This is a genomic window from Ralstonia edaphi, assembly GCF_958350185.1.
Classification (GTDB): Bacteria; Pseudomonadota; Gammaproteobacteria; order Burkholderiales; family Burkholderiaceae; genus Ralstonia; species Ralstonia edaphi.
Genome location: NZ_CATWHI010000009.1, coordinates 71,907 through 96,832, shown reverse-complemented (window position 1 = coordinate 96,832; position 24,926 = coordinate 71,907). Strand labels below are relative to the sequence as shown.

General features: G+C 65.8%; 12 protein-coding genes. 10 read left to right on the top strand and 2 right to left on the bottom strand.

The features are described from left to right. Positions 1 to 29: 29 nt before the first annotated feature. Entirely contained in the window at positions 30 to 11,375 is an 11,346-nt protein-coding gene (locus R2669_RS23565) for an LWXIA domain-containing protein (RefSeq protein WP_316902275.1), read from the bottom strand. A 415-nt stretch (positions 11,376 to 11,790) separates the two neighbouring features. Between R2669_RS23565 and R2669_RS23560 the strand changes: the two genes are divergently transcribed. Then, positions 11,791 to 12,477 (top strand): YitT family protein, encoded by a 687-nt coding sequence (locus tag R2669_RS23560; RefSeq protein ID WP_316902273.1) that lies wholly within the window; start codon positions 11,791 to 11,793, stop codon positions 12,475 to 12,477. Between the two features lie 118 nt (positions 12,478 to 12,595). Here the strand turns inward: R2669_RS23560 and R2669_RS23555 are convergent, their stop codons facing one another. Continuing rightward, positions 12,596 to 13,642 (bottom strand): AraC family transcriptional regulator, encoded by a 1,047-nt coding sequence (locus R2669_RS23555; protein WP_316902349.1) that lies wholly within the window; start codon positions 13,640 to 13,642, stop codon positions 12,596 to 12,598. A gap of 249 nt (positions 13,643 to 13,891) precedes the next feature. Here R2669_RS23555 and R2669_RS23550 point away from each other — a divergent pair, with 249 nt between their 5' ends. The 9 genes from R2669_RS23550 to R2669_RS23510 all read left to right on the top strand — a co-directional run bounded on the left by R2669_RS23550 (position 13,892) and on the right by R2669_RS23510 (position 24,922). After that, positions 13,892 to 15,574, top strand: a complete 1,683-nt coding sequence (locus tag R2669_RS23550) for a GMC family oxidoreductase (protein ID WP_316902347.1) — start codon at positions 13,892 to 13,894, stop codon at positions 15,572 to 15,574. Beyond that, positions 15,561 to 18,044 carry a flavin-containing monooxygenase gene (locus R2669_RS23545; RefSeq protein WP_316902271.1) on the top strand — a complete coding sequence of 828 codons (2,484 nt, stop codon included), beginning with the start codon at positions 15,561 to 15,563 and terminating at the stop codon, positions 18,042 to 18,044. Before R2669_RS23550 ends, R2669_RS23545 begins: the two co-directional genes overlap by 14 nt. A gap of 6 nt (positions 18,045 to 18,050) precedes the next feature. After that, entirely contained in the window at positions 18,051 to 18,767 is a 717-nt protein-coding gene (locus R2669_RS23540; RefSeq protein WP_316902270.1) for a TetR/AcrR family transcriptional regulator, read from the top strand. Next, positions 18,764 to 19,690 (top strand): alpha/beta hydrolase, encoded by a 927-nt coding sequence (locus R2669_RS23535; RefSeq protein WP_316902269.1) that lies wholly within the window; start codon positions 18,764 to 18,766, stop codon positions 19,688 to 19,690. The genes R2669_RS23540 and R2669_RS23535 overlap by 4 nt, the downstream gene beginning before the upstream one ends. Further along, positions 19,687 to 20,544, top strand: a complete 858-nt coding sequence (locus R2669_RS23530) for an SDR family NAD(P)-dependent oxidoreductase (RefSeq protein ID WP_316902267.1) — start codon at positions 19,687 to 19,689, stop codon at positions 20,542 to 20,544. The genes R2669_RS23535 and R2669_RS23530 overlap by 4 nt, the downstream gene beginning before the upstream one ends. A gap of 33 nt (positions 20,545 to 20,577) precedes the next feature. Continuing rightward, positions 20,578 to 21,426 carry an SDR family NAD(P)-dependent oxidoreductase gene (locus tag R2669_RS23525; RefSeq protein WP_316902264.1) on the top strand — a complete coding sequence of 283 codons (849 nt, stop codon included), beginning with the start codon at positions 20,578 to 20,580 and terminating at the stop codon, positions 21,424 to 21,426. An 11-nt stretch (positions 21,427 to 21,437) separates the two neighbouring features. After that, positions 21,438 to 22,511, top strand: a complete 1,074-nt coding sequence (locus R2669_RS23520) for a porin (protein ID WP_316902263.1) — start codon at positions 21,438 to 21,440, stop codon at positions 22,509 to 22,511. Between the two features lie 262 nt (positions 22,512 to 22,773). Then, positions 22,774 to 24,366 (top strand): MFS transporter, encoded by a 1,593-nt coding sequence (locus tag R2669_RS23515; protein ID WP_316902262.1) that lies wholly within the window; start codon positions 22,774 to 22,776, stop codon positions 24,364 to 24,366. A 58-nt stretch (positions 24,367 to 24,424) separates the two neighbouring features. Next, a complete protein-coding gene (locus R2669_RS23510; RefSeq protein ID WP_316902260.1) occupies positions 24,425 to 24,922 on the top strand; it encodes a MarR family winged helix-turn-helix transcriptional regulator in 498 nt (165 codons plus the stop codon). Positions 24,923 to 24,926: the final 4 nt, after the last annotated feature.

Sequence of the window (24,926 nt, the reverse complement as noted above, 5' to 3'; positions counted from 1 at the left end):
TTCGTGCAGACGCCTCAACGATAAATATTTCACGGCACGATCACGATCGGCTCGTCCGGGTGGATGAGCCCGACATTGCGATGCGCGAACTGCGGGTTGATCTGCAGCAACTGCGCAAGCGCTGCCTCCACCTGCTTCTCGTCCGACATGGCCTGGCGCTGCGCATCGGAAACGTGCGCCTCGTGCAACAGCGGTGTGCGATACCGGTCGGCAATGCCGTTGAGCGTGTCGCCCGGCTGCACCACGTATTCGGAATGCGTGGGGGCAGGTTGCGGCGTGGCCGGTGTGCTCGGAGGCTGGCCGGACGGTGGACTGGTCGAGGGCGCAGTCGGGCCGGCCGATGACGAAGGCGATGCGGACGGCGACACCACCGCCGACGGCGAGACCGATGGCGACGGTGACACCGAAGGCGATGCCGATGCACTCGGTGATGCACTCGGCGACGGCGTGACAGCCGGTGTGCCGGGCGGGCGCTTGTTCTTGTCGTCCTGCATGAACAGCGGCTTGATCAGGTTGAATGCATACGCCGAGAGCGGCAGCAGGGCGATGGCGATCTTGTGCTTGCTCACAAACTCCGACGCATTCGGGAAGTGCGAGCTGAAGCGCGAGAGGCCGAGCGCGCCCGACGACAGCAGCATCGGCACGCCCTTGATGTAGTCGCCGCCCATCATCTGCGCGGCGCCGAGCAGCATGCCGCCGGTGGCGGCGAGCGTATCTGCCGAGATATCGAGCCCGCGCACCGTGCGGCTGCGCTGCTCGATGTCGATGTTGCGCCCGCGTCCGAGCAGCACGCCGGTGGTATACGCGATCGACGCCACTGTGCCGCCCGTAGGCAGTACGTACCAAATGGCCGAATCGTGCGCCAGCGTCCACGCCTTGGTCGCCATCGCATGCGCATACGAGGCGAGGCCCATGCTGTAACCCCCGATGGCGATCTGCCGGCCCCAATAGCCGAGCTTGGTGCGCGGGTGGCCCAGGTGCACCTGCTGCAGCCCGGTGCCGCTGAAGATGGCCTGGATCTGCTTGACCAGGTCGGCCGACACGGCCTGCGTAGCCTCGGTGGCCTGCGTGCGCGTGATTTCCCGATTGCCCAGGCGCTGGTAGATGTTGTGCACGCTCCAGTTGGCTTCGGCCACGAACGTGCGCAGGCGCGTCTCGATGTCGGCCAAGTCGGCCGGCACGGTCTTTTCCGACGTGTGGTCCGGCAGTGCCTTGACGAGCCGGTCGACCATCGTCTGCGTGGCTTCACTGAAGACGCGCGGATCGGCCCGCTCGATGGTCGCCATCGTCGCCTGATGCAGCACCTGCGCCGAGCGTCCGACCCGCAGCAGCAGCATGGAGGGGTTGCTCGCCAGCGAAACCGTGTTGGCCCCGGTGCCCGGTATGCCGATCAGCACCGCACCGGCACCCCCTGCCACGGAGGCACCCACGGTCATCACTTCGCGCGCACGCGTGCCGAGCTTGGGCTTGGCGCCTTCCACGCCCAGCGCATTGAGTTCCGCCGATGCCTGTTCCGGCTTGAGCAAGACCTTGCGCGCGGTCTGCGTGGTCTGGACACGCCCCGCGCTCTGCGGCTCGCCGGACGCGTCCACCGACAGGGCCTTCTCGTTTTCCACCATCTGCCTCCAGGTGGGCAGCGGTGTGGCCGGGTTTCGGGCCGACGCCGGCAGCGCCTTGGCGCCCGCGGGGCGCGCAGCCACGCCCATCTCGTCCGTCCATTGCTTGGCAAACTGACTGGCGAGTTCCTCCTTCGGACTCAGGCGCCCCTTGGCGTCCCACAGCGGTTTGGCAAAGGCGATCTCGGTGGCGCGGGCACGATTGACGAGTGCGGTCGTGTTGCCGTTGAAGACGCGGTCGACGATCGCGTTGACCTGGCTGTCCGAGAGGTTGTACTTCTGCCTGCCAAGCCGCGCGATCTCGGCCAGCAGCACCTGGTTCTGCGCGTCGTACTGGCTCTTGGACGGGCGCTCGAACACACGCGTGAGGGCATCGTCGCCATGCAGCCGGCTCTGGGTGGGCGCGCCGTCCTGCTCGAAGCGCAGCACCATGTCGGCGACGGCGGTGTTCAGCCGTTCGTTGGCGATGGCATCGGCACCATTGGTGGCGTACGACACGCCCATGTGCACCCAGGGCAGCGTGGGCCGTTCCAGCACCTGTTCGACGAGCTTGGCGTTGCCGCCGCCCGGCACCGGCTCGAGCACCGTATCCCAGCCATGGAAGCTGACCATCACGTGGGGCGCCGGCGCATCGGCGTGGGTGGCGCCCCACTTCTCCAGCATCGAGAACAGCCGCACGTGGTTGTCATACGCGTCATTGGTGCGTGCGGTGAAGTGGTTGTTGGTGCCGATCAGCGGCCGCGACGGCGCGAACTCCAGGCGGATGACCACGCCGGTCTGCGACGACAGGTCGAGCCATTTGTCGAGATGCGACTGGTGCAGATCGTCGAGGAACAGCTTCTTCTGGTCGGCGCCGCTGCCGGACTTGATCTGCGCGTTGGCATGGTCGATCGTCGCGTTGTTCACGTCGATCTGCTTGGCGGCGCGCACGAAGCTCGGGTCCTGGCGCTTGCCGACAGCGGCACGCAGCGAATACGGGTCGACCACGAGCGAAATCACCGGCATGGCGCCGCCCGTTTTCTTGATGAACGCAAGCGCCTTGGCGGGGTCGTCGCGCAGGCGATATGCCCGGCCCATCGGCGCTAACCGTGCCTGGAGAGGGAATTCCGAACGCAGGAATGTGTTGACCATGTGCCGGTCACCTGTGGCCGCTGCCGAGTACCGCTGTGCGATGCGTTTGCCCGCAAAGGGCACGCGGCGCGACACGGTGTTGGCGGCCACATCGCGGGCCACGCGCAGCTTGAGCTTGATCTTGCGCCAGAGCTGCGCATCGGCCATCACGACCTCGGGCGCGCGGTCCTTGACCGGTTTGAATTCCACATTGCTGGCATAGGGATCGGTCTTCTTTCCGGCCAGCAGTTCGACCTCGTCCAGCGGGCGGGTGAGGTTGCCCAGCTTGGGCGCGTCGGGCGGCAGCGCCACCGTGGTGGTGCTGGAAAGCACCGGCTGGTACACGCCGATCTTCAGTTCGGTGCCGCTGCGCTGCCATGCCTCGAATTGATCCGGGGGCAGGCGCGTGAGCAGGAAGTGGGTGTCCGCGCCAAAGCTGTCGTGACCGATGGCCAGCTCCTTGGCCGGGGTGCCGTTCTGCTGCGCGGCGGCCTTGTTCCAGGTGCCATACCAGGTGAGAGCGTTGCCCTCGGGCTCCAGGCGGCCGATTGGCGTATGGCGGCCCAACTGGCCTGCGTTGTCGGCTGTCTTGTAGACGTAGATGTAGTGCGTGCCGGCTTCGAGCCAGCCTTGCTTGACCAGGTCGCGCAGGTGGACGATGTTCGGTCCGCTGTAGTCGAGCGCGGGGACTTTGGTGTCGGGCAGCATGCGCACTTTGGCGTAGCCCAGAGCCGACGCTTCGAGCGGCGTGCCGGTGGTGACGGGTTCTTCCAGCTTGCGCTGCCGCCATTGCAGAAGCTGGGCGGCCCGCCCGCGCAGGAAGCCGCCGTTGGCCTGCCGGTTCAGTGTGGTGGTGGCCTGTGCGACTTCGCCGGGCTTGAAGGCCGGCATGCCGTATTCGGACCGTTTCCAGAGCGTGCGCGGCTTGAGGAAGCCGCCCAGTTCCTTCACCGTCTCGGGCTGCACCGAGCTGACCACGAAACGTACGCCGCGCGGCGCGCTGCGCAGCGTGCGTGCGCCGTGCGTCTGCTGCTTGGCAAAGGCGGCTTCGAGGCTGCGTTCGGGCACGGTGGCGCCGTCCATCGGCGCATCGACGTGGTATGTCCATGTGCCGTCGGTGCCGCGCTTGGCATGGCCCTTCGGGGCACCGCCTTTCTTGTCGATCACGTAGATGATGTCGCTGTCCTTCGCGGCTTCGGTGGCGTCTTTCACGCTCTTGTAGCGCTTGGCGTGCCCAAGCTGCTGGATGTCGGCCACGACCTTGGCGTCGATCTTGTCGGCCGCCGGTGACAGCACGTGCGAACCGTCATCGCCATTGATGCGCGATGGACCGCCCAGGGCCTGCAACCGCTCGTACGACACGGGGCTGATGTAGAAATCGACGCCCTTGCGTGCGGTGTGCATCGCAGAGTTGTCGCCGCGCACGGCGCGCTTGATGATCTTGGGGACCTTGCTGCCGGCCACGGCCTGGGGCGGCGCGAAGGTGCCGTCGTCGCGCAGCTGCGTGGTCGCGACGATGACGGGCGTGCCGTCTGGCTGGGTGCTGCCTTTGAGCGCGATCAAGACCGTATTGCTGCCAGCCTTGCCGGCCAGCACACGCAGCTTGGGCACCTCGGCGCCCGGCACATGCCGCAGCGTGCGCAGGTCTTTCACGTCGAGCCATTCGGCGGCCTGTGCGGCGGCTTTCTGGGCGTTCGACGCCGCTGCCGACGCCGGAGCCGGCATGTGCGGTGTGCCCGGCGCCGCGCCGTTCCAGCGCGAGGCGTAGTACTGCGCGTAGGTCTGGTCCGGCGCGGTGGACGGCCGCAGGCTGCCCATGGTCTGCGCCAGGCGCAAGTGGGCCTCGGGGTTGTTGGCATCCCACTGCGCATAGGCCTGTTCCAGCGGCTGCGGCATCTGCGCGCGGGCGCCGATGTCCACACCGGTTGCGGCCAGTATTTCGTCGCGTACGTTGAATGCGTTGCCCTGGGCACTGGCCTCGCCGGCGAGCAACGTCTGCACGAAGCTGTCCTCGCTGTGGCGTTGCAGGCCCTGCAGATCGAGCTCCGCCTTCACAGCGTGGTCGGCCTCATGGCTCAGCGTGTAGACGAGCGATCCAGCGTCGGCGGCGTTGGCGTCGAGCGTGATGGTCTTGCGCGCGGCATCCATCGCCGAGCCCTGGTTGCGGTGTCCGAGGCGCACCGTCCAGCCGGCGTCGTGCAGCAGGCGCAATTGGCGCGTGAGCGTGTCGGAGGCGCCAATCAGCGCGCGGGCGCTGGGCGGCAGCGGTGCGCCGCCAAACGACATCGTCACGCGGTCGGCCGGCGTGGTCTGGTAGGTGGCATCCTGCGGGCGGTATTGCGTGCCGGTGCCGCTGTAATCTGGGGCGCCGGCCGGGCGCGCCACCGGACCGCCGAGGTTGCGCGCCGGGTTGGTGGGGTCGATGCCGATCTCGGCAAAGCGCCGGCCGGTGGCTTTCTGCAGCGCGGCGCTGTAGTCAAACGGTAGGCCGTATTGGGCGGCGGCCTGCTGCGCCAGCACGGTGTCGTGCTGGGCCAAGGAGATCGCGTAGGCGCGGATGCTGCCAAAGCTCTGTTCCGCGCCCGGCGTGCGGCCGATGTCGGAGGCGCCAAACTGCGTGTTGCCGGCGGCAAACCTGTCGATGGCGCTGAGCAGCCGGTCAACCATCGCGGGGGTCGGTTCCGCCGCGGTGGACACGCCGCGCAGCTGTGCCTCGGTCATCGACGGCACGGTGTCGTGGAAGTGCTCCGGATGCTGCTGCTGGTAATGCCGCAGCGCCTCCACAACGCGGTCCACGGCAGCGCGATCGGTGGCATACACGACGATGTTGTCGGCGCGCGGGCCGGCAGCGTCGGGGCCGGCCGCCTTGGCTGCATAGACACCGGGGAAGCGGCCGGGCTGGTCCACCACGTCGCGCACCAGGAAGTCGAGCACGTCGAGCACATGCGGCGTCTTTGCGTTGACGTACACGCGCTCGGTGACGGCGTCGGGGTCGACGAGACCGTCCTCGCGCATGAAGTGATAGAACGTGGTGCGCGCGCGGCCTTCCGTCGGCATCGTGCTGTCAACGAAGGCGCCGTCGGCTTGCGACACGGTGTAGGCCCCTTCGGGGCGCTGCTCTGCCAGGGCGATCAGGCGCGGGAAATAGAACTCGCCCGGCATGGTGTCTTCCGGCCCCGTGACGCCGCCCGTGCGGGCGTACAGGCGGTACACGTCCTTGTTGCTCAACGCACCGTGGGCTGCGTCTGCCCCTTCTGCCTGCACGCGGGCCAGCAGCGCCTGCTGCGACTCGAGTGCCGATTCGGCGCCACGCGGCCCCAGCTCGGGCAGCACGCGTTGCGCCGGCGTGCTGCCCGGGGCGGGCGCCACGCCCGGCATGCGCACGCCCGATGCGGCCAGGTCGGCCATCGCGGCCTCGTAGGCGTGCCGCTGCGATGCGCCATGCTGGCGCGCCACGCCCATGCCGGCGCCCATGAGCCCGGCCGAGGTGAAGAACTGCACCCAGTCTTCGCCCGTGGCCTGGCCGTTCGATGTCGCCAGCGATTGCCCCTGGTGCAGCATGGCCGCGAGGTTGGTGTTGAGCGCGCCGGTGCCCATCAACCGATAGGCGAGGGCGCCGCCGCCCAGGAACTGCAGCCCCACCAGCCGGCGCAGGCGCGCGGGCAGCCGGGCGAGCACGTCCGCCCGGTTGAGCAGCGGGATGGCATCGTTCAGCCGCTGCAGGCGCGTCGTGCCCAGCGTGAGATCGGCGACGACACCCGGGTTGCGCGTGACGCCAAACACGGCATTCAGCCGTTGCGCCGCGTTGGCGGTTGCCGCAGGGGATCCATACAGCGCATGGCTGAGCACGGCATTGGTGAGGTTGTTCTGGAACGGGCGCAGCGCCCAGCGGTTGTCATTGAGCAGGCTGATGCGCGCGGCGTCTTCCGCGCTGGCGCCGCGCGTGATGCGCACCGCGTTGATCGCCTCCATGAGATCAGCGTTGTAGGCGCCCACGCGCGCTGCGGCCACGGCCGTGCGGTTGACGAGCCCACCGACGCCGGCCGCGCCGCCCAGCACGTTGGCCCCAAGGCCCACCCAGTTCCACGGGTCTTCACGACCCTTGGCGGTGGAGAGCGCATTGATCGAGTGCGCCGCGCCTGCCACGGCCGTCACCGCAAAATACGCATCGGCCAGGTTCGACAGCACTATGGCCCACAGCGCAGCGGTCTCGGGCTGCACGACGGTGGTGATGATGCCGGCCGCCACCGTCAGGCCGATCTCCAGGTCGGTCTTCAGGTGCTCCCAGTTGTACCAGTGGTCGTCGGGCTTGTAGCTCTTCCAGTAACCGTCGTCGGTCATCAGGTTGCCGTTGGCATCGACCACCCAGTGCGGCTGGGCGATGAGCAGGCCGCGATCCAGCCCGCTGTGCGATTCCCAGTCGCCATAGCCGTTACGCACGGTGGTATCGGCCGGGCCCACGTCGATATAGCGCCCGTCGGTGCCGATGCCCTCCATGATGGCCAGGCGCTTGGCGTCGCCCTTGGCCTCGCGGTTGTCCCACCACTGCATCGACAGCGAGGTGAGCGCCACGGGCGTGGCGCCGCTGGGCGTGTTCACGCCTTCGCCGTGCATGAGCTGGCTGGCCACCTGGGCCAGCGTGGTCTTGTGGCCCTTGTGGTCGTAGACGACTTCGTTGCCGCTGTACTCAGCGAACTGGCCGTCGGCCATGGCCTGCTGCTCGTCCAGAGAGCGCGCCGTGTAAGTCGGGTCCAGCCCGTATGCCTGGCCCACGGCGTTGTACACCTGGGCCTGGCTGGTGACGGTGTGCATGCCGTCCTGCCAGGGCAGCCCGACGGTGTTGCCGCTGGCCGTGACACCGGCGGTGCTGCCTGAGCTCACGCCTGCGGTGTCGGGCGTCCACTTCAGGTCGTTCTGCAGCCGTGGACTCGCGTTGGGCGCATTGGGAGCGGTGCCGACCGGCGCCGGCGGCTTGGGGGAATCCTTGTAGCCGGTCTCGCGCCGGATCTCCTTGCTGACCTCGTCGCCGATGTTGTCGCCGAGGATGTCCTGCGTGAGCTGCATCGGGACGTTGTCGTCCTTCACATCCTCCAGCCCGAAATCCTGCCCGGTGACCACGGCCATGCCACCGCCGCCGACGAAGTACGTCGTGTTCAGCCGCGAATCGACCGATTCGGTGCCCAGCCCGCCCTTGTCGATGGGCTTGAGCATCAGGCCTTCGATCTGCTTGCGCAGGTCGGTCATGTCCTGGTTGCGTGCACCGCCCGCGGCCGCGTAGATGCGCGACATGGCTTTCAGGTCGGTCACGTCCAGCTTGCCCTGGAACTGGCTGTGGTACAGCGCAGCGGCCAGGTCCGGCGCGACGCCGTTCATCTGGTCGGCTGCGGCGTTGGCCTGGTCTGACTTGTCCTTGCCGAAGACCTGCGCGCCGCTCTGCTGAAACAGCGACTGGGTTTGCGGGGCCTGGATCGTGTCGTCCAGCAGTTGCGCGTAGAAGATCGTGCCCTTGTAGACATCCAGCGACGTGCCCATGGCGGTAAGCCGGCCCTGGGGCGAATCCTTGCCGTCGTTGGCGGCCGTGCACATCATCGGCGCATGGTCGAGGATCGATTGCAGCGCGCGCTGCTGCAGGCCCGAGATGCTCGCGTCTCCCATGACCTGGTCGAACAGCGGGTCACCGGATTGCATGCCCGCGAGCAGGCCGGTGAGCCGCTTGGCCGCCGCCGCGTCGCCCTTGCCTGGGCCGCCGTTGGTTTGCAGGGCATGCGCGGTGATGTGCAGCACCTGTTGTGCGCCAAGCCCCGTCTGCCATTGCTGGAAGCTCGTCAGCAGTTGCTTGAACTCGGGCGAGTCCTTGCCGGTGCCGCGCGCCGCTTCCATCTCGGGCGCGATGCCGGCCATGGTGACGGCGTTCTGCGCTTTCCAGAGGGTGTCGACGTTGTCGGGGTTGAGCTGCCAATCGCCGTCTTCGGGCTTGCGGCCGGCGGCGACGTTCAGCGCCTGGTCCAGGTCGTTGTGATACGACTGCAGGGCGCGTGCGGCGGCGGCTTTGAGGTCGGCGTTGTCGGGCGCCTTGTCAGACTTGGCCTTAGCGTCCTGCCACGCCGCGTAATCGGTGCGGGCCTGCTTTACCGCGCCGTCGAGCGCCTTCTGGTCGGGCTTGATGTCCTGCTTCATGATGCCGGCCGTCACGCGCAGCACGTCCGGGTCCAGCACGTTCAGCTTGGCGAGGTCCTTGGCTCCGGCCTCGACGGGGTCCTTGGTCGGGTCCTGGTAGTAGTCCTCCAGATGCTGCTGCGCGGCCACCGTCAATGCGGATTGCGTCAGCATCGCCTCGTTCTGTTCGTTGCCGCCGAGCCAGGCTCGCGTGGCCGCAATCGCCTCGGGCAGTGTCATGCCGCTGGCCACGAGCTGGCCCAGATGGGCGGTGGTGTCGGGCTGGGCGCCGTCGCGCTGGGTGTCGGGCGTCTTGGCATCGGGCGTTGCCGCCAGGGTGCCCTTGCGCAGGGCGTTCACGCCGTCCTGCAGGTCCTGTTCGGTAAACAACTGGGCGCCGTCGACATCCTTGGTGGCCTGGTCGATGGGGTCGCTGGGGGGCTGCGCGGCCTTGTCGCCTGACTTGTCGCCGGTCTTGTCCTGCTGCCGCGCCACGGTCACGGCCTGGGCACGTGCCAGCACCGCTGCCTGGGCCCATGTCCGGTTGCTGATGTCGGCGTAGTCCTTGTCGTTGCGCGCGGCATCGAGCGCCTTCTGCAGGCCGGCCGCGTCGGCCGTGCCGCCGCCCAGCGCCTTGTTCAGCGCCGCCTGGGCCTTGGACAGGTGGGCCGCATCGTCCGGCCCGGTCTGCACCGGGGGCGGCGACGGCTTCAGGCCGGTGTGCTTCTGCAGCGTTTTCGACAGCGCACCGTTCGGGTCTTCATCGATGATCGCTTGGTACGGCGCCATCGACGCATTGTTGGCCTTGGCCAGCCCCAGCGTGTCGAACGGTGTGTTGGGCGGTGTGTAGCCGTTTTCCTTGTAGCGGTCCTGATCGGCCTGTGCGTTGGAGAGGAAGGCCCGCAGACTGCCCATGACGTGCGCTGCGCCGTCGCTCTTCGGGCCGCCCAGCGCGTTGACGATGCGGCTGATGGGGCCGTAGTAGTCGTCGCGCTTGTCCAGCGTCTGCATGCTGGGGGCGTAGACCTCGGGGTCGCCCGCCTTGATCTTGCTGTCGATCTTGCCCTGCAGGTTTTGCGTGTAGAGCGCCTGCGCCAGTTCCGGCGAGGCGCGCTGCACGTCTTCCAGCAGCGCCGCGATGTCGCGCAGGTCGCCGGGCGTGCCTACCTTGGTGATGTTGTCATGCGTGATGCCGGCGTTCAGCACCGCGGGGACCAGGTCCTTGTACAGCACCGTGTCCTTGTAGCGCGATAGCGCGTTGCCTTCGGCCACCAGCGTGTCGTGCGGGTTCTTGCCGCTGGCGTGGGTGATGTCCTGCAGCGCGCCCGACTGGAGGTCCTGCGTGCGTGCGTCGCCCATGACGCTTGCATACAGCGGGTCGGTGCTGGCCACGCCGCGCAGCTGCTGGGTGAGCGTCTGTGCAGCCTTGAGGTTGCCGTCTGCGCCGCCCGACGCGCGCGCGGCCTGGGCAGCGTCGACGATCTCGGCGGCGTGCAGGTCGTTCAGCACGTCGGCCGTCGACGGCACGCTTTGCGTACCTTGCGCGCCACTTGTGGCGCTGTTGCGTTGCGCGACAAGGCGCTCGGCAAGCAGGCGCCGCTCGGTCTGCAGCGGATCGGCACGCCACTGGCTGTCGGGCTGGCCGGCCGCGGCGTTCAGTTCATCGGAAAGGGCGGTGTGGTACGCCTGCTTGTCGCGCGCCAGCGTGGCGGCGTCGGCATTGGCGGCCTTGTCCTTCTGCCAGGTCTCGAAGGCGGTCTGGGTGGCCTTGACGGTGTCGTCCAGGTTGGCGGCCGGCTTGAGCTCGACGTGCAGCGTCTTCACCACGTTGTCGATGGTGGGCTTGGAGAAAATGCCGAGCCAGACCTCCTGCTTGGCGGCATTCGCAATGGGGTCGGCATCGGCCGGGACCTTGCCGTCTGCCACGGCTTTTTCGGCTGCGATGGTCAGGGCGGCTTCGCCCAGTAGCGTCTCGTTCTGCTCGCTGCCGCCAAGCTGGGCACGCGCTGCGTTGACGGCTTCGGCCTCGGTCATGCCGCCGTCGAGCCCCGCCTGAATGGCGGCCCGCGCGTCCTGCAGCGTCACGGCTTGCGTGGGCGGCGCCTGGTCGGTGGCGAGCGGCTTGTCGGACAGCGACTGCGTGGCGCTGTCCAGCGTGGTGTTGTCGAACACGTGCGTGAGGCCGACCTGGCTGGCGGCCTGCTCAAGCGCGTCGACCTTGGGTTGCGCCGTGGTGCGTGCCGGGCCGTTGTGCGCGGCCTGCAGCAGGATGGCAGCCCGCGCAAGCGCCTCTCGGCTGACCGCGGGCTGCGTCTGCTGGATTTTCTCGATGGCAGCCTTCAGCGCCGCCGTATCGTCGGGAGCCTTGCCCTGGAGCGCATTCTTCAGGGCCGTCTCGGCATCAGACACATCGCGCGCGCTGGGCGGCGGCGGTGGCTGGATGGGCTTGGGGGGCGTCGGGACGCCACCACCGCCGTCGATGGCTCTGAGCATAACGATTCTCCTGGGCAGACTACGAGCACTCGCCCATGATTGCCGCGCCTGCCAAGCACGCCTATTCGGAAAATTCGTAGAAAAGCGCGCGAGACGGGCCGCCGCCCACCGCGGACTACGGGATTCAGTGGCGGTTTCCTGGTTGTGCGCGTGGTTGTGGCGTTGCGCTTTCTCTGGGGGGGGGGCGGCTGATGGGTCCCCATGAGGCTGCGGCTCCCATGGTTTTGAGAGCTTCGCGCCACATCGTCATCTGGGCCTGCGCCTGAAGGACAACACCGGGCGGCTGCGGCGCGCGCACAACGCGTGTATCTGGTGAGGATCTGATTCGCGCACGGTTGGCTTGGATCAAAGAACCGATGGCCGTACCGGCGGCATAGTCGGCGCCGTGTCCCACGGTGTCCGTAAGGAGCCCCCCATGAATGCCCCCGACAATGTCCCCGGTGTCACCCGGCATAGCCTGCTTGAGGATGTGCTTGCCATCGTTACCGGCACGCTGTTCGTGTCGCTCGGCATCACGCTGTTCAAGCAGGGCGGTCTGCTGTCAGGCGGGACGGCCGGCGTGGCCTTTCTGATCCACTACGCCACATCGCTGCCCTTTGGCGTGGTGTTCTTCACCATCAATCTGCCGTTCTATTACTTGGCGGTGCGGCACATGGGATGGCGCTTCACGCTCAAGACGTTCTGTGCAGTGGCGCTGGTGTCGTGGCTGAGCGAGGTGCACGCGCATTTCGTACAGCTGGGGTCGCTCAATCCGCTGTATGCGGGCGTCATTGGCGGCACGTTGATGGGCGTGGGCTTCATCGTCCTGTTCCGGCACCAGGCCAGCCTGGGTGGCGTCAACATCGTCGCGCTGTATCTGCAGGACAAGTACGGCATTCGCGCCGGCAAGCTGCAGATGGTGGTGGATGTGGGCATCGTGTTGGCCTCGCTGGTCGTGGTCAGCCCGATGGCGCTGGCGGCGTCGCTGGTGGGGGCGGTGGCGCTGAACCTGAGCATTGCGTTGAACCATCGGCCCGGTCGCTACCTGGCCATGCAAACTGGTAGCACCGCCGTCGCTGGGCGTGTCGGCAGCAACGGCTCGCCGGGCTCCTCAATGGCTTAGCAAGGTGTCGGCAGCGCGCGTGGACGGAGATTGAACGCTCAAGCTGCCCGTCTCGGATGCAGCTTGACCAACGACCGATGCTGCCGGCTCGCTCGCCAATTCCGGTGTCGGGCCAAATTCAATCCGGCTCTTTGTCGATAGCCGCGCCCTGGCTGCGGAATGTGCTGGGGGCCACGCCGTTCCAGCGCTTGAACGCCTGCGAGAAGGTGGACAAGTCGGCGAAGCCGAGGCGCTCCGCGATCTCTCCCAGTGCCAGTTCACCCTCGATGAGCAGCGCCTTGGCCATCGCACAGCGCGATTCGGCCACCAACGCCCTGAAGGTGGTGCCTTCATCATGCAGCCGACGCTTGAGCGTGCGTTCGCTGGTGTTCATCAGGCGCGCCATGCTGCTTAGCGTGGAGAGCGTGGTGCCGGGCGCCGCGCTCAAGTAGTGGCGGATCATCGCCGTCGTGCCCACGCGCAAGCGCCGCGCTTCAATGAGACGGCTGCACATCTGCTCACACATCGAAGCCGTGAGGGGGTTGGCGTGTGGCAGCGGCCGGCTCAGGAATGATCGGTCGAACGCAAGACTGTTGACGTGCGCCGAGTATTCCGGCTCCGCAGCGAACAGCTTCCGGCGTACCGGAGAAGGCCCGCGCGCGGGCAGGGGGCTGGCCCTGAGCGTGAAACGGGACAGTGCAAAATCATCTCCCCCGATTTCCTGCAGCAAGACGGCAGCGGCGACCATGTCCCGCTCGACAACAAACCGCTTCACCTCATCGGCCAGTTCCGGCTCGCCAAAACTCAGCACGGCGAGATGGCCTTCTTCGTGATACGTGATCACGGTAAATGCGTAGGTGAGCGGCAGGAAACGCAACGCCAACGCCATGGCATCGCCCGCCGTGGCGCTGCTGATCAGGCCGTAACCCCACACCCCATACGCCGAAAAGTGGTAGCGCAGGCCAAGCTCCAACCCCAGCCCCGGCGGATGCTTCAACAGACGCAGCAGATTGCTGACCACGCGAAGCTCCTGCGTGGCTGTCACTTCCATATTCGGGTCGGACAGTTGGGCCAGCGACAGCTGCGTGCCGGCCAGCAGCTTTGCCGGCGAAAGCCCGCGCTCCTGGCCAAAGTCGACCAGCAAGCGCGCGCTGGCCGGGCTCCGAGTGAACTCCCAGAAACGCATACGGAGAAACCCTTGGGACGTGCTATTTGGCCCAAATACTAAAACAGTTGTCCCCGCGCGCCATTGGTGTTTTCCCATGACGGAAGCAACATCAACCGCATCCGATAGGTCGCCCCAGCAGTGTTGCGCCATCCGTTCCGAGGAAGCCGCAGATCTTCCCGAGCGCGGGGCGCCGGCCTTGCACGTCGGATCGCCAAGCGGCTGTCGGCTTACAGCACCTGGCTCAAAAAACAGTGTGGAGACAACAACATGGGCAACATCTTCGACTACGTCATTGTGGGCGGCGGGTCCGCCGGCAGCGTCGTGGCAGGACGACTCACCGAAGACCCGCAGGTGACGGTGTGCGTTCTGGAGGCCGGCGGGAGCGGGAGTGAACCCGTCATCAATGTCCCGACCGGCGCCGTGGCGATGCTGCCCACCAAGCTCAACAACTGGGCATTCGAGACCGTGCCCCAGCCCGGACTGGGTGGGCGCAGGGGATACCAACCGCGTGGCAGGGCACTGGGAGGCTCATCGGCAATCAACGCGATGGTCTACATACGCGGGCACCGCAATGACTACGACGACTGGGCCGCGCGCGGCAATGTCGGTTGGTCCTATGACGACGTGCTGCCGTATTTCCGGCTCAGCGAGCACAACGAGCGGCTCGACAACGCATGGCATGGCCGCGACGGCCCGCTCTGGGTCAGCGACCTGCGCTCAGACAACCCCTTTCAAGCGCGCTACCTGGAAGCCGCGCGCCAAGCGGGGCTGCCGCTGACGGATGACTTCAACGGGGCAGAACAGGAAGGCGTCGGCATTTACCAGGTGACGCAAAAGCACGGCGAGCGGTGGAGCGCAGCACGCGCCTACCTGCTGCCGCACATCGGGCGGCGCGACAACCTGAGCGTGAAAACGCATGCCCACGTCCAGCGCATCCTGTTCGAGGGCAACCGCGCCGTGGGCGTTGAAATGCTGCAAGGCGGCCAGCTTCATACGGTGCTGGCACGTCGCGAAGTGGTGATGGCCGCCGGCGCGTTTCAGACGCCCCAGTTGTTGATGCTCTCCGGCATCGGCCCCTCCCATGAACTGGATCGCCTCGGCATCCAGACGCGTGCGCACCTGCCGGGAGTGGGCCAGAACCTGCAAGACCATCCGGACTTCATCTTCGGCTACCGGGCGCGCAGCCTCGACACGATGGGCGTGTCGATCGGTGGCGGCCTGCGCATGCTGAAGGCAATCCGACGATTCCGCCGCGAACGGCGAGGCGCGCTCACGTCAAACTTTGCCGAAGGCGGCGGCTTTCTGAAGACACGCGCCGGGCTCGCGATGCCCGATGTCCAGCTCCATTTTGTTGTCGCGCTGGTGGACGATCATGCGCGGTCGTTTCATCTGGGCCATGGGCTGTCTTGCCATGTCTGCCTGCTCCGTCCGCGCAGCCACGGCTCCGTCACCCTGCAGAGCAACAACGCCCAGGAGGCACCGCTGATCGACCCCGCGTTCTTCCAGGACCCGCAGGATCTCGAAGACATGGTGGCGGGCTTCAAGCTGACGCGCAGGCTGATGCAGGCGCCAGCGCTGGCCGCGTGGATCACGAAGGATGTATTCACCGCCAATGTGAACACCGACGACGAGATTCGCGAGGTCCTGCGGCAGCGCACCGACACCGTCTATCACCCGGTCGGCACATGCCGGATGGGCAACGACGCTCACGCCGTCGTGGACCCTCAACTGCGCGTGCGCGGTCTGCAGGGCCTGCGCATCGTCGATGCCTCCGTCATGCCCACGCTCATCGGCGGCAACACCAATGCGCCGACGATCATGATTGCCGAGAAGGCGGTCGACATGATGCGGGGCCGCAGCCGGGTGCAGCCGGTGCTCCAGGAAGTTCGCTCCATGTCCACGCAATTGAAGGTCGATGCCTTGGAGGAAGCCCGCCATGTATTCAGCTAACCCGGGCCGCGCTTCCGACGCGGCCACTCCGCACGCAGCCATCATCATCGGATCGGGCTTTGCCGGCATTGGCATGGCCGTGGCGTTCAAGCGAGCCGGGCTGCACGACTTCGTCATCCTGGAACGGGCACATGACGTTGGCGGCGTCTGGCGCGACAACAGTTATCCGGGGGCCGCGTGTGACGTGCCCTCACACTTGTATTCCTTCTCTTTCGAGCCCAACCCGAACTGGTCTCGCACGTTCGCTCCCCAAGCGGAAATCCATGCGTACCTGCGGCATTGCGCGCGCAAATACGCCGTCGAGCCGCACATCAGGTTTGGCGCAGACGTCGCGCGTGCGCAGTATGACGAACAGCGTTCGGTCTGGCGGGTCACGCTACAGGACGGGACAACGCTCAGCGCGACGCTGCTCATCAGCGGCACCGGCCAGTTGAGCCGCCCCGCATTCCCGCGACTGCCGGGCATGGAAACCTTCAAGGGGCACACCTTCCACTCCGCGCACTGGGATCACGACTACGCGCTGCCGGGCAAGCGCGTGGCGGTGGTGGGAACGGGCGCTTCGGCCATCCAGTTCGTGCCGGCCATCGCCGATGCGGTGCAGCACCTCACGGTGTTCCAGCGCTCACCGGCCTACATCATGCCGCGCCCGGATCGTGCTTATCGGCCGTGGGAGAAGGCAGTGTTCCGCGCGCTGCCATGGGCGATGAAGCTGCATCGCGCAATGATCTACACGCGCTATGAGTCTCGCGCGCTGGCGTTCACGCGCTTCAAGGGGCTGATGCGGCTCGCGGTGGGCGTGCCGTTCCAACGGCTGCTCTCAAAGCAGGTTCCCGACGCCGCGCTGCGCGCCAAGCTCAAGCCCGACTACCCCATCGGTTGCAAGCGCATTCTGCTCTCAAGCGAATACCTCGCCGCCATGAGCAAGCCGAACGTTCACCTTGTGACCGAAGGCATCCGCAGGGTGACCCCAGGCGGCATCGAAACCGTTGACGGCACGCACCATCAGGTCGACGCCATCATCTGCGGCACAGGCTTTGCCGCCACCGAATTTCTCTCGCCCATGCGCATCACCGGGCGCGCGGGTCTGGACCTGAACGATGCGTGGCGGCGTGGTGCAGAGGCCTACCTTGGCTTGACCGTGCCGGGTTTCCCCAACTTCTTCATGCTGTACGGCCCGAATACGAATCTTGGGCACAACTCCATCGTTTACATGCTGGAGAGCCAGATCGCCCACGTCATCCGCTGCTGCAAGGCGATGGCCGCCACCCATACGGCCAGCATCGAAACGGATGCACGCCGCTATCGGCGTTTCAACGCACACATTCAGCAGCGCCTGGCCAAATCCGTCTGGAGCGGATGCAAGAGCTGGTACGTGGATGCGAGCGGGCACAACAGCACCAATTGGCCTGGCTTCACGTTGACCTACCGCCGGCTGACCCGGTTTTCGAGCCTGCAGGCATACCGCCTGACCAGAGCACTGCCAGGGCAGGTGGGGCCAACCGCCGGCGTTGTCGTGGCCGAACCGCAAGGGTGGTGGGAGGCGGCCAACGCATGGTTCCTGCGCAACTTCCTGCGCATCGGTTTTCGCTCGCTCATCGGGCCGCCTTTCGGTGTTGCCGTTCAGCGCAGCGTCGTGCGCGTGCTGTCTCCGCTCATGCCGGGCGTGAGCGGAGTGATCCGCTACCGGGACTTGGCCGGCAACGTGCCGGTGGACGTCGTTGCTCCCAAGCGCGGCGAGACCGACGGCGCCATGCTGTACCTGCATGGAGGTGCCTTCTGCCTCGGAGGCCCGGGCACGCACCGCAGCATCACGACGCGCCTGGCGGTCGAATCGGGCATGCCGGTGTTCGTTCCCGACTACCGGCTCGCGCCCGAGCACCGGTACCCTGCAGCGCTGCGCGATGCGCTGGCGTGCTACGACGCGCTGCGCAGCCAGGGCTATGCCGCAGAGAAGATCGTCGTCGCAGGCGATTCGGCCGGCGGGGCGCTGGCCCTGGCATTGGCGCTTTCACTCCGGGAGCGCGGCGATACCGCTTCCGCTGGCCTGCTGTTGATCTCACCCGTGACCGACGCCACGTTGAGCGGCGACACGCTCGTGTCTCAGCAGGACCACGATCCGATGATCCGCCGCGGTTGGCTCGAACAAGGACTGCGCTGGTATCAGGCACCCGCCTCAGCGGCCGAGCACATGCCGCTCAAGGTCGACTTACGTGGGCTGCCGCCCATGCTGATCCAAGTTGGCGAAGATGAAGTGCTGCGCTCGGATGCCACCCGGCTGGCCGACCACGCTGCGGCCTGCGGCGTGCCGTGCCGCATCGAGGTGCATGCTGCGCGCTGGCATGTGTTCCACCTTCAGTCGTTTTATCTGCGCTCCGCAGTCGACGCCCTCCGCACGCTTGCCGATTTTGCCCGCGAGCGGATAGCGAGCGGGGCAAGCGCTGTCCGGGCCGACGTGCCGCCGCTTGGATGACCGCACATGAGGCGTATTACACCCAAGCCGAGACATGGCGGTCCGATTTCCTGCGACCAGGCAAGCCAGACGCGCGACCGCATCGTGGCTTACGCGTTGAAGGCCTTCAACGAGGTCGGTGTGGCGAACGTCACAACAACCGGCCTCTGTGCGGGGCTTGATATGAGCCCGGGCCATTTTTACTACTACTTCCGCGGTAAGGAAGCCGTCGTGCAGCACCTCTTCGATCGCTTCGAGCGCGACATGCAGGCACAACTCCGTGGTCGTTTGGGCGGCGCCCTGTCCGGCGAACGCCTGTCCGAACGCCTATCCGAGCGCCTTCTGAACGTGCTCGATTGCGTGTGGGAATACCGTTTTCTTTACCGCGACATGAACAGGCTGATTGCATCAAGCCGGACGCTCGAGCAGGGGTTCAAGGAACTGGTCGACCAGAGCATGCGGGCCCTGAACGCCGTGCTCTGCCCAGACCGATCCGAGCATCAGAGCGGGCAGCACTTGATGCAACGGGAAACCGCTTGCCGCTGCGCGGCCATCGTCGCGACGTATTGGCTGTCATTCCAGTTCTTGCAGAACGCCAGGCAATTCAATGACCGGAACGTCATGGCGCGCTCGGTTCACGCGGCCCGCGACCAGATACTTGCATTGCTACAGCCGTTCCTGAGAGATCGCCAGACGATGCCTGCGGGGCAACGTTCATACATCGACATATTGGAGCAGCAATGACGCAACGAGCGAACGCAGAGTTCCCTTCTGGCCAGCGAGGAGAGCGGTGCCGGGGCTGGCTTTATGAACCCGAGGGGAATGGGCCGTTCCCCGTCATCGTCATGGCCCACGGCCTGGGCGGCGTCAAAGAGATGCGCCTGGATGCCTTTGCCGAACGCTTTTCCGACGCCGGCTATGCATGCCTGGTCTTCGACTACCGCAATTTCGGGGCGAGCGAGGGAGCCCCGCGGCAGTTGCTGGACATCGGCCAACAGCTGGAAGACTGGTCCAGTGCAATCGCTTTTGCACGGCTGCAGCCCAGCCTGATGCGCAGCAAGGTCGTCCTGTGGGGTACGTCCTTCGGCGGCGGCCATGTCATTGCCTCGGCCGCGCGCGACCAGAACGTGGCGGCGGCCATTGCCCAATGTCCTTTCACTGACGGCATCGCCTCGGCTCTTGCGATGGATCTGCGCAGCAGCTTCAAAGTGACGGCGATGGCCATGGTCGACATGCTGCGCGGCCTGGTCGGCATGACGCCTTTGATGGTGGCCACGTCAGGCCCACCACATTCCGCTGCGCTCATGACCGCGCCCGACGCCCATGGCGGCTATCTGGCCCTGGTGCCGAGCGGAGTGTCCTTCCGCAACCACGTCGCAGCACGCTTCGCGCTGAATATCCTGCGCTACCGTTCCGGCCGCCGGGCGGCAAAAGTGTCTTGCCCGATTCTGTTCTGCATCTGCGAGACCGACTCTGTCGCGCCCGCGGGGCCCAACCGACGCTATGCCAAGAAAGCGCCGTGCGGCGAAATCCGCCGGTATCGAGAAGGCCATTTCGACATCTACGTCGGCGAAGCCTTCGAACGGGTGGTGGCTGACCAGCTCGATTTTCTCAAGCGCCATGTCCCCGTGAAAGGACCAGCCATGTCGAAAAAGGAGACCACATGATGACTTACGATTTGAACGACAAGGTGGTGCTGATCACCGGTGCGGCGGGCGGCATCGGCGCCGCGACCGCACGCGAACTCTATGCCCTCGGTGCGAGTTTGGTGCTGACCGATATGCAGCAAACCGCGGTGGACAAACTTGCAGAAGAGTTCACCCCATCCCGGGTGCTACCTGTGGCGCTTGACGTCACCAACGCCGCGGCAACGAAGGCTGTCATCCAGCAGGCGATCCAGCGCTTCGGGCGCCTCGATGTGGTTTTTGCCAACGCTGGCATTTCGTGGCGTAGCGGTGCCTCAACCATTGCCAATTGCGACGAGGCCGAGTTCGAAAAAATCGTGGAAGTGGATTTGCTTGGCGTCTGGCGCACGGTTCGCGCGGCGCTGCCCGAGATCGTTCGCAACAAGGGCCAAGTCCTTGTCACGTCATCCGCATACGCTTTTGTCAATGGCATGGCGAATGCACCTTATGCCGCATCGAAGGCAGGGGTGGAAATGCTCACGCGCTGCCTGAGAGCGGAGTTCGCATATACCGGCGCAACGGCCAGCGTCGTTTACCCCGGTTGGACGGCGACAGCCATCGCCAAGGTTGCCTTCGGCGGAAACGCAACCGTGACAAAGATGAACGAGGTCGGATTTCCAGGGTGGCTGCGTCGTGCCATTCCTCCCGAGCAGGTAGCACGTGCAATCGCGAAAGGTTTGCAATATCGCCGGCCGCGCATCTATGCGCCGTGGCGGTGGGTTCCGTTCTCGCTCTTGCGCGGCGTCTTCGGTGTATTGACCGATGCCATGCTGAGCCGACACAAAGAAATGCACGCCCTGATCCAGGAACTCGAGGCGGAATCAAAGCACGGATAAACCATGCCGAAATATGATTTGACCGATCGAGTCGTGGCCATCACCGGCTCCACTGGGGGCTTGGGATCCGCACTCGCGGCGGCCCTGCGCGCCAAGGGCGCCCGCCTCGCATTGTTCGACCTGGACTTGGCCCAGGTCGAGGCGCAAGCAAAGACCTTGGGCGACGTCTCCCGAGCCCGCGGCTGGGCCACCAACGTGCGCAGCATGGAGAGCCTGGAGGCAGCCATGGCGGAAGCCGCGGCGCATTTCGGCCACATCGACGTGGTGATCGCCAACGCAGGCATCGACACCGTGGCGCCCATGGCTACGCTCAACCCGGAGGCATTCGAACGCGTCATCGACATCAACCTCAACGGCGTCTGGCGCACGTTCCGCGCCGGGTTGCCCTACGTGCAGAAGCGGCAGGGCTACCTCATGGGTATTTCGTCGATGGCTGCCTTCGTCCATTCGCCGCTCCAGGCGTCCTACACCGCCAGCAAGGCAGGCGTTTGGGCCCTGTGCGATAGCGTGCGGCTGGAGTTGCAGCATCTGGGAGTCAGCGTCGGCAGCGTGCACCCGACCTTTTTCCCCACACCGATGATGGACGACGTCGTGGCCGATCCGGCGGGCCGTGCCTTGTGGGGCGGCAATGACAAAGGCCTTTGGAAGATGGTTTCGCGCGAATCCGTCGTGCGCGACATTGTGGCCGGCATCGAACGGCGCGCGGACATGGTGATCGTGCCCAAGCGGAACACCATCGTCGCAAGAGCGCCCGGATTCTTCCGGCGCTTTATCGAGCGCGCGGGGTTCCGCGGCAAAGACATCCAGCAAGCCATCGAGCTGGCATCGTCGACCGGATGGAATTTGCCCGCCGAAGGTCATGGCCATCATTCCGGCAAATGACGACGTATCGCATGACTTCGAAGCGGGCTTGGTCAGGGCGCTGTGTCGCGGGTTTTGGCCATCGTCTTATCACTCGTGCCGGCGTTGAATACGTCAATAACGTTGGGACCACGAAGAGCGGGCTGGTGCGCATGCCGAACCTGACAGGCACCGTGCCGTCGCGGTGGGGCGTGCGCGGCAAAGAAGACCTGGGCGGCGGTCTGCATGCCGTCTTTACGCTTGAATCCGGCTTTGCGCCGGACTCTAGCGTCTCGAATCAGGGCGGACGGCTGTTCGGCCGGCAAGCAAACGTGGGGCTCAGCGGGCCGTGGGGGGAGGTGACGTTTGGTCGGCAGAACACCATGCTGTTCTGGGCGATTCTCGACTCGGACATCCTGGGGCCGAACGTCTATGGCGGTAACGCGTTGGACAGCTATCGCCCGAATGCGCGAGCCGACAATGCCATCGCTTACAAGGGCAAGTTCGGCGGGTTCACCGTGGGCGCCACGTATAGCTTTGGCCGCGACACAGTCAACGCAGGCACGAATCCAGCCGGCACGAACTGCGCCGGCGAACTGGCATCGGACGGCCGCGGGTGCCGCGAATGGTCTGCCTTGCTGATGTACGAAACCGGCAGCTGGGGCATCTCAACCGCGTACGACTCGCTCCGAGGCGGCCCCGGTGCAGCGGCCGGCCTCAGCAGTAGCAAACTCAAGGACGATCGTCTGCTCCTCGGAGCTTACGCCTTATTCGACAAGACAAAGGTGGGCATCGGCGCTTCGTTCCGCAACAACGAAGGTGGCGCGCCATCACACAGCCAGTTGTACTACGCAGGCGCCTCCTACGACATCACACCGGCATTCAACCTTGCAGGGCAGGTCTACTACTTGCACTTCAACAACAGCGCCAACAAGGCATGGCTGGGCGCCATCCGGGGCACCTACGCATTCTCGAAGCGGACGTCGGTGTATCTCACCGGCGGGTACATCGATAACAGCGGACAGTCGAATCTGTCGGTGAGCGCCGGTGGGAGTGGGGGGACGAGCAACCCGGCGCCTGGTGGCAATCAATTCGGCGTTATGGCGGGTGTTAAGCACGCGTTTTAACAGGTCCCTCAAGGCTTTTTTCTCTCTCAGAGTGCGCGCGAAAAACTCCGTTGTGTGAGGAATTGGACGTCCGTAGGCTTGCGGGAACCTATTGCTGACCTTCTGTGACACAAAGTCGGCTCTTTCCCAGCTTTTCCGCCCGAGTCAACTCGATTTGGGCGCTTTTACGGATCAGCCCATCCAGCAAGCCATCCCGGATCCCGCTACAATATCGTTGACACATCAATCGTTGATGTAGCATTTGTATTGTCGCTCCTCCGCCATGGCCGTTCACACCGCGCTTCCGCATTCCCATACCCAGGTTCTGCCGTTCAAGGAATCGCTCTTGGCGATGATCGGCATTTGCTTTGTCGTCGTTCTGGTTGCGTTCGACCAGACCGTGGTCGGTACTGCCTTGCCGACGGTGGTGGCCGAACTCAAAGGCTTTGAGCTGTACGCGTGGGTGGCGACGTCGTACCTGCTGACCTCGGTGGTGACGGTGCCGATCTTCGGGCGCCTGGGCGACTTTTACGGGCGCAAGCCGTTCGTGATTGCCTCCATCGTGGTGTTCACGCTGGCGTCGGTCATGTGCGGCATGGCAGGCAGCATGACGTTCCTCGTGTGGTCGCGGGGGCTGCAGGGCATTGGCGGCGGCATGCTGGTCGGCACGGCTTACGCGTGCATCCCCGATCTCTTTCCCGATGCGCGCGTGCGCTTGCGCTGGCAGGTGATGTTGAGCGCCTCATTTGGTATCGCCAACGCCATCGGCCCGACGCTGGGCGGGTGGATGACGCAGGCATTCGGATGGCGGTCGGTGTTTTACGTGAACATCCCATTCGGCGTGCTGGGGCTGTGGTTTGCCTGGCGCTTTCTGCCGCACCTGCGTCAGACCATGCACACCGGGCGTATCCGGCTGGATTGGCAGGGTGCGGTGCTGATCACCGTGGCGCTGGGGGCGTTGCAGTTGTTCGTCGAATGGCTGCCGCGACATGGGCTGACGCCGGCGTTGTTCGGCTGGCTGGTGCTGTCGGCGGCAGCGTTTGTGGCGCTGTGGTGGTGGGAGCAGCGTGCGGAACAGCCGCTGCTGCCGTTCGACATGCTGCGCAATCCGGCGCTGGCCGCGCTGTTCATGCTGGCCTTGCTGTCGGGTTTTTCGATGTTTGCGGTGCTGTTCTATGCGCCGTTGCTGTTCCAGGGCGGGTTTGGCATGTCGCCGCAGGAAGCCGGCCTGGTGATCACGCCGCTGGTGGTCTGCATCACGCTGGGCAGCATCATCAACGGGCGAATCGTCACGCGTATTCCGAAGCCCAACGCCATGCTGTATGCCGGTTTTGTGCTGCTGACCGTGGCGGTGGCGGGCATGTCGGTGTCGTCCCGGGGCATGCCGCATACGGTGCTGACGTTGCTGATGCTGCTGGCCGGTCTGGGGCTCGGTTTCGTGCTGCCCAATCTGACCGTGTTTGCTCAGCAGACGGCCGGCCGTGCGCATCTGGGCATTGCCACGGCGCTGCTGCAATCGCTGCGCATGGTGGGTGGCATGGTCGGCACGGCGCTGGTCGGCACGCTGGTGAGCGAGCGCTACGCCTCGGGCGTTGCCAATGCGCTCAGCGCGGACAGCGCGACGCAGTGGCTGCACCAGCTTGCCGATCCCGAAATTCTCATCGATCATGACGCGCAAGCCGCCTTGCTTTCGCAGTTGCATGCTGCCGGCCACGACGGTGCGGCGCTGCTCGAAGCTGCGCGCCATGTGCTGGTGAGTGCCATCCATATCGGCCTGATCGTGGCGACGGTGGTGGCGCTGATTGGCCTCTGGTATGTGCGGCGGGTACCGCCCGTGATGCTGCACCATGTCGAGCCCGTGCAACATACGGAATAGGCGAGACACGCCGGAGCGGTTAGGATGCGCGGTTTCCCAGCAATCTCAGCCCTGATCGATGACCTCTGAACGCGAACGCTTCGCCGTCATGCACCAGTTCGGCCGCACCTATCGTGCGTTCATGGCCGCCTTCGAGGCGCATGTGGGCCAGCCGATGCCGCGCTGGCGCATCCTGCTGGCGCTGCACGACAACACCGGCGGCGGCATGGCTCAGAAGCAACTGGCCGAGCGCCTGCAGATGGACCCTGGCGCGCTCACCCGCCAGCTCAAGGTGCTGGAGCAGCTCGGCTGGATCGAACGCGCAACCGATGCGCGCGACAACCGCCTGACCAACGTGTCGCTGTCAGATGCCGGCCTGGCTGTCGTGCTCGACTGCATGCCGCGCCGCATCGCCTTCATCAATGCCACGCTCGATGGGCTGCCGGACGACCTCGTCCACGCGTTGTCCGAAGCGCTCGCGCAAATCGAAACACGTCTGGCCGAAGTGCCGTCGCTGGCCACCGCGGCTTCCACCGCATCCGATAGCAAATCCGCAGATCAGCCCGCAGACCGTTAATGCG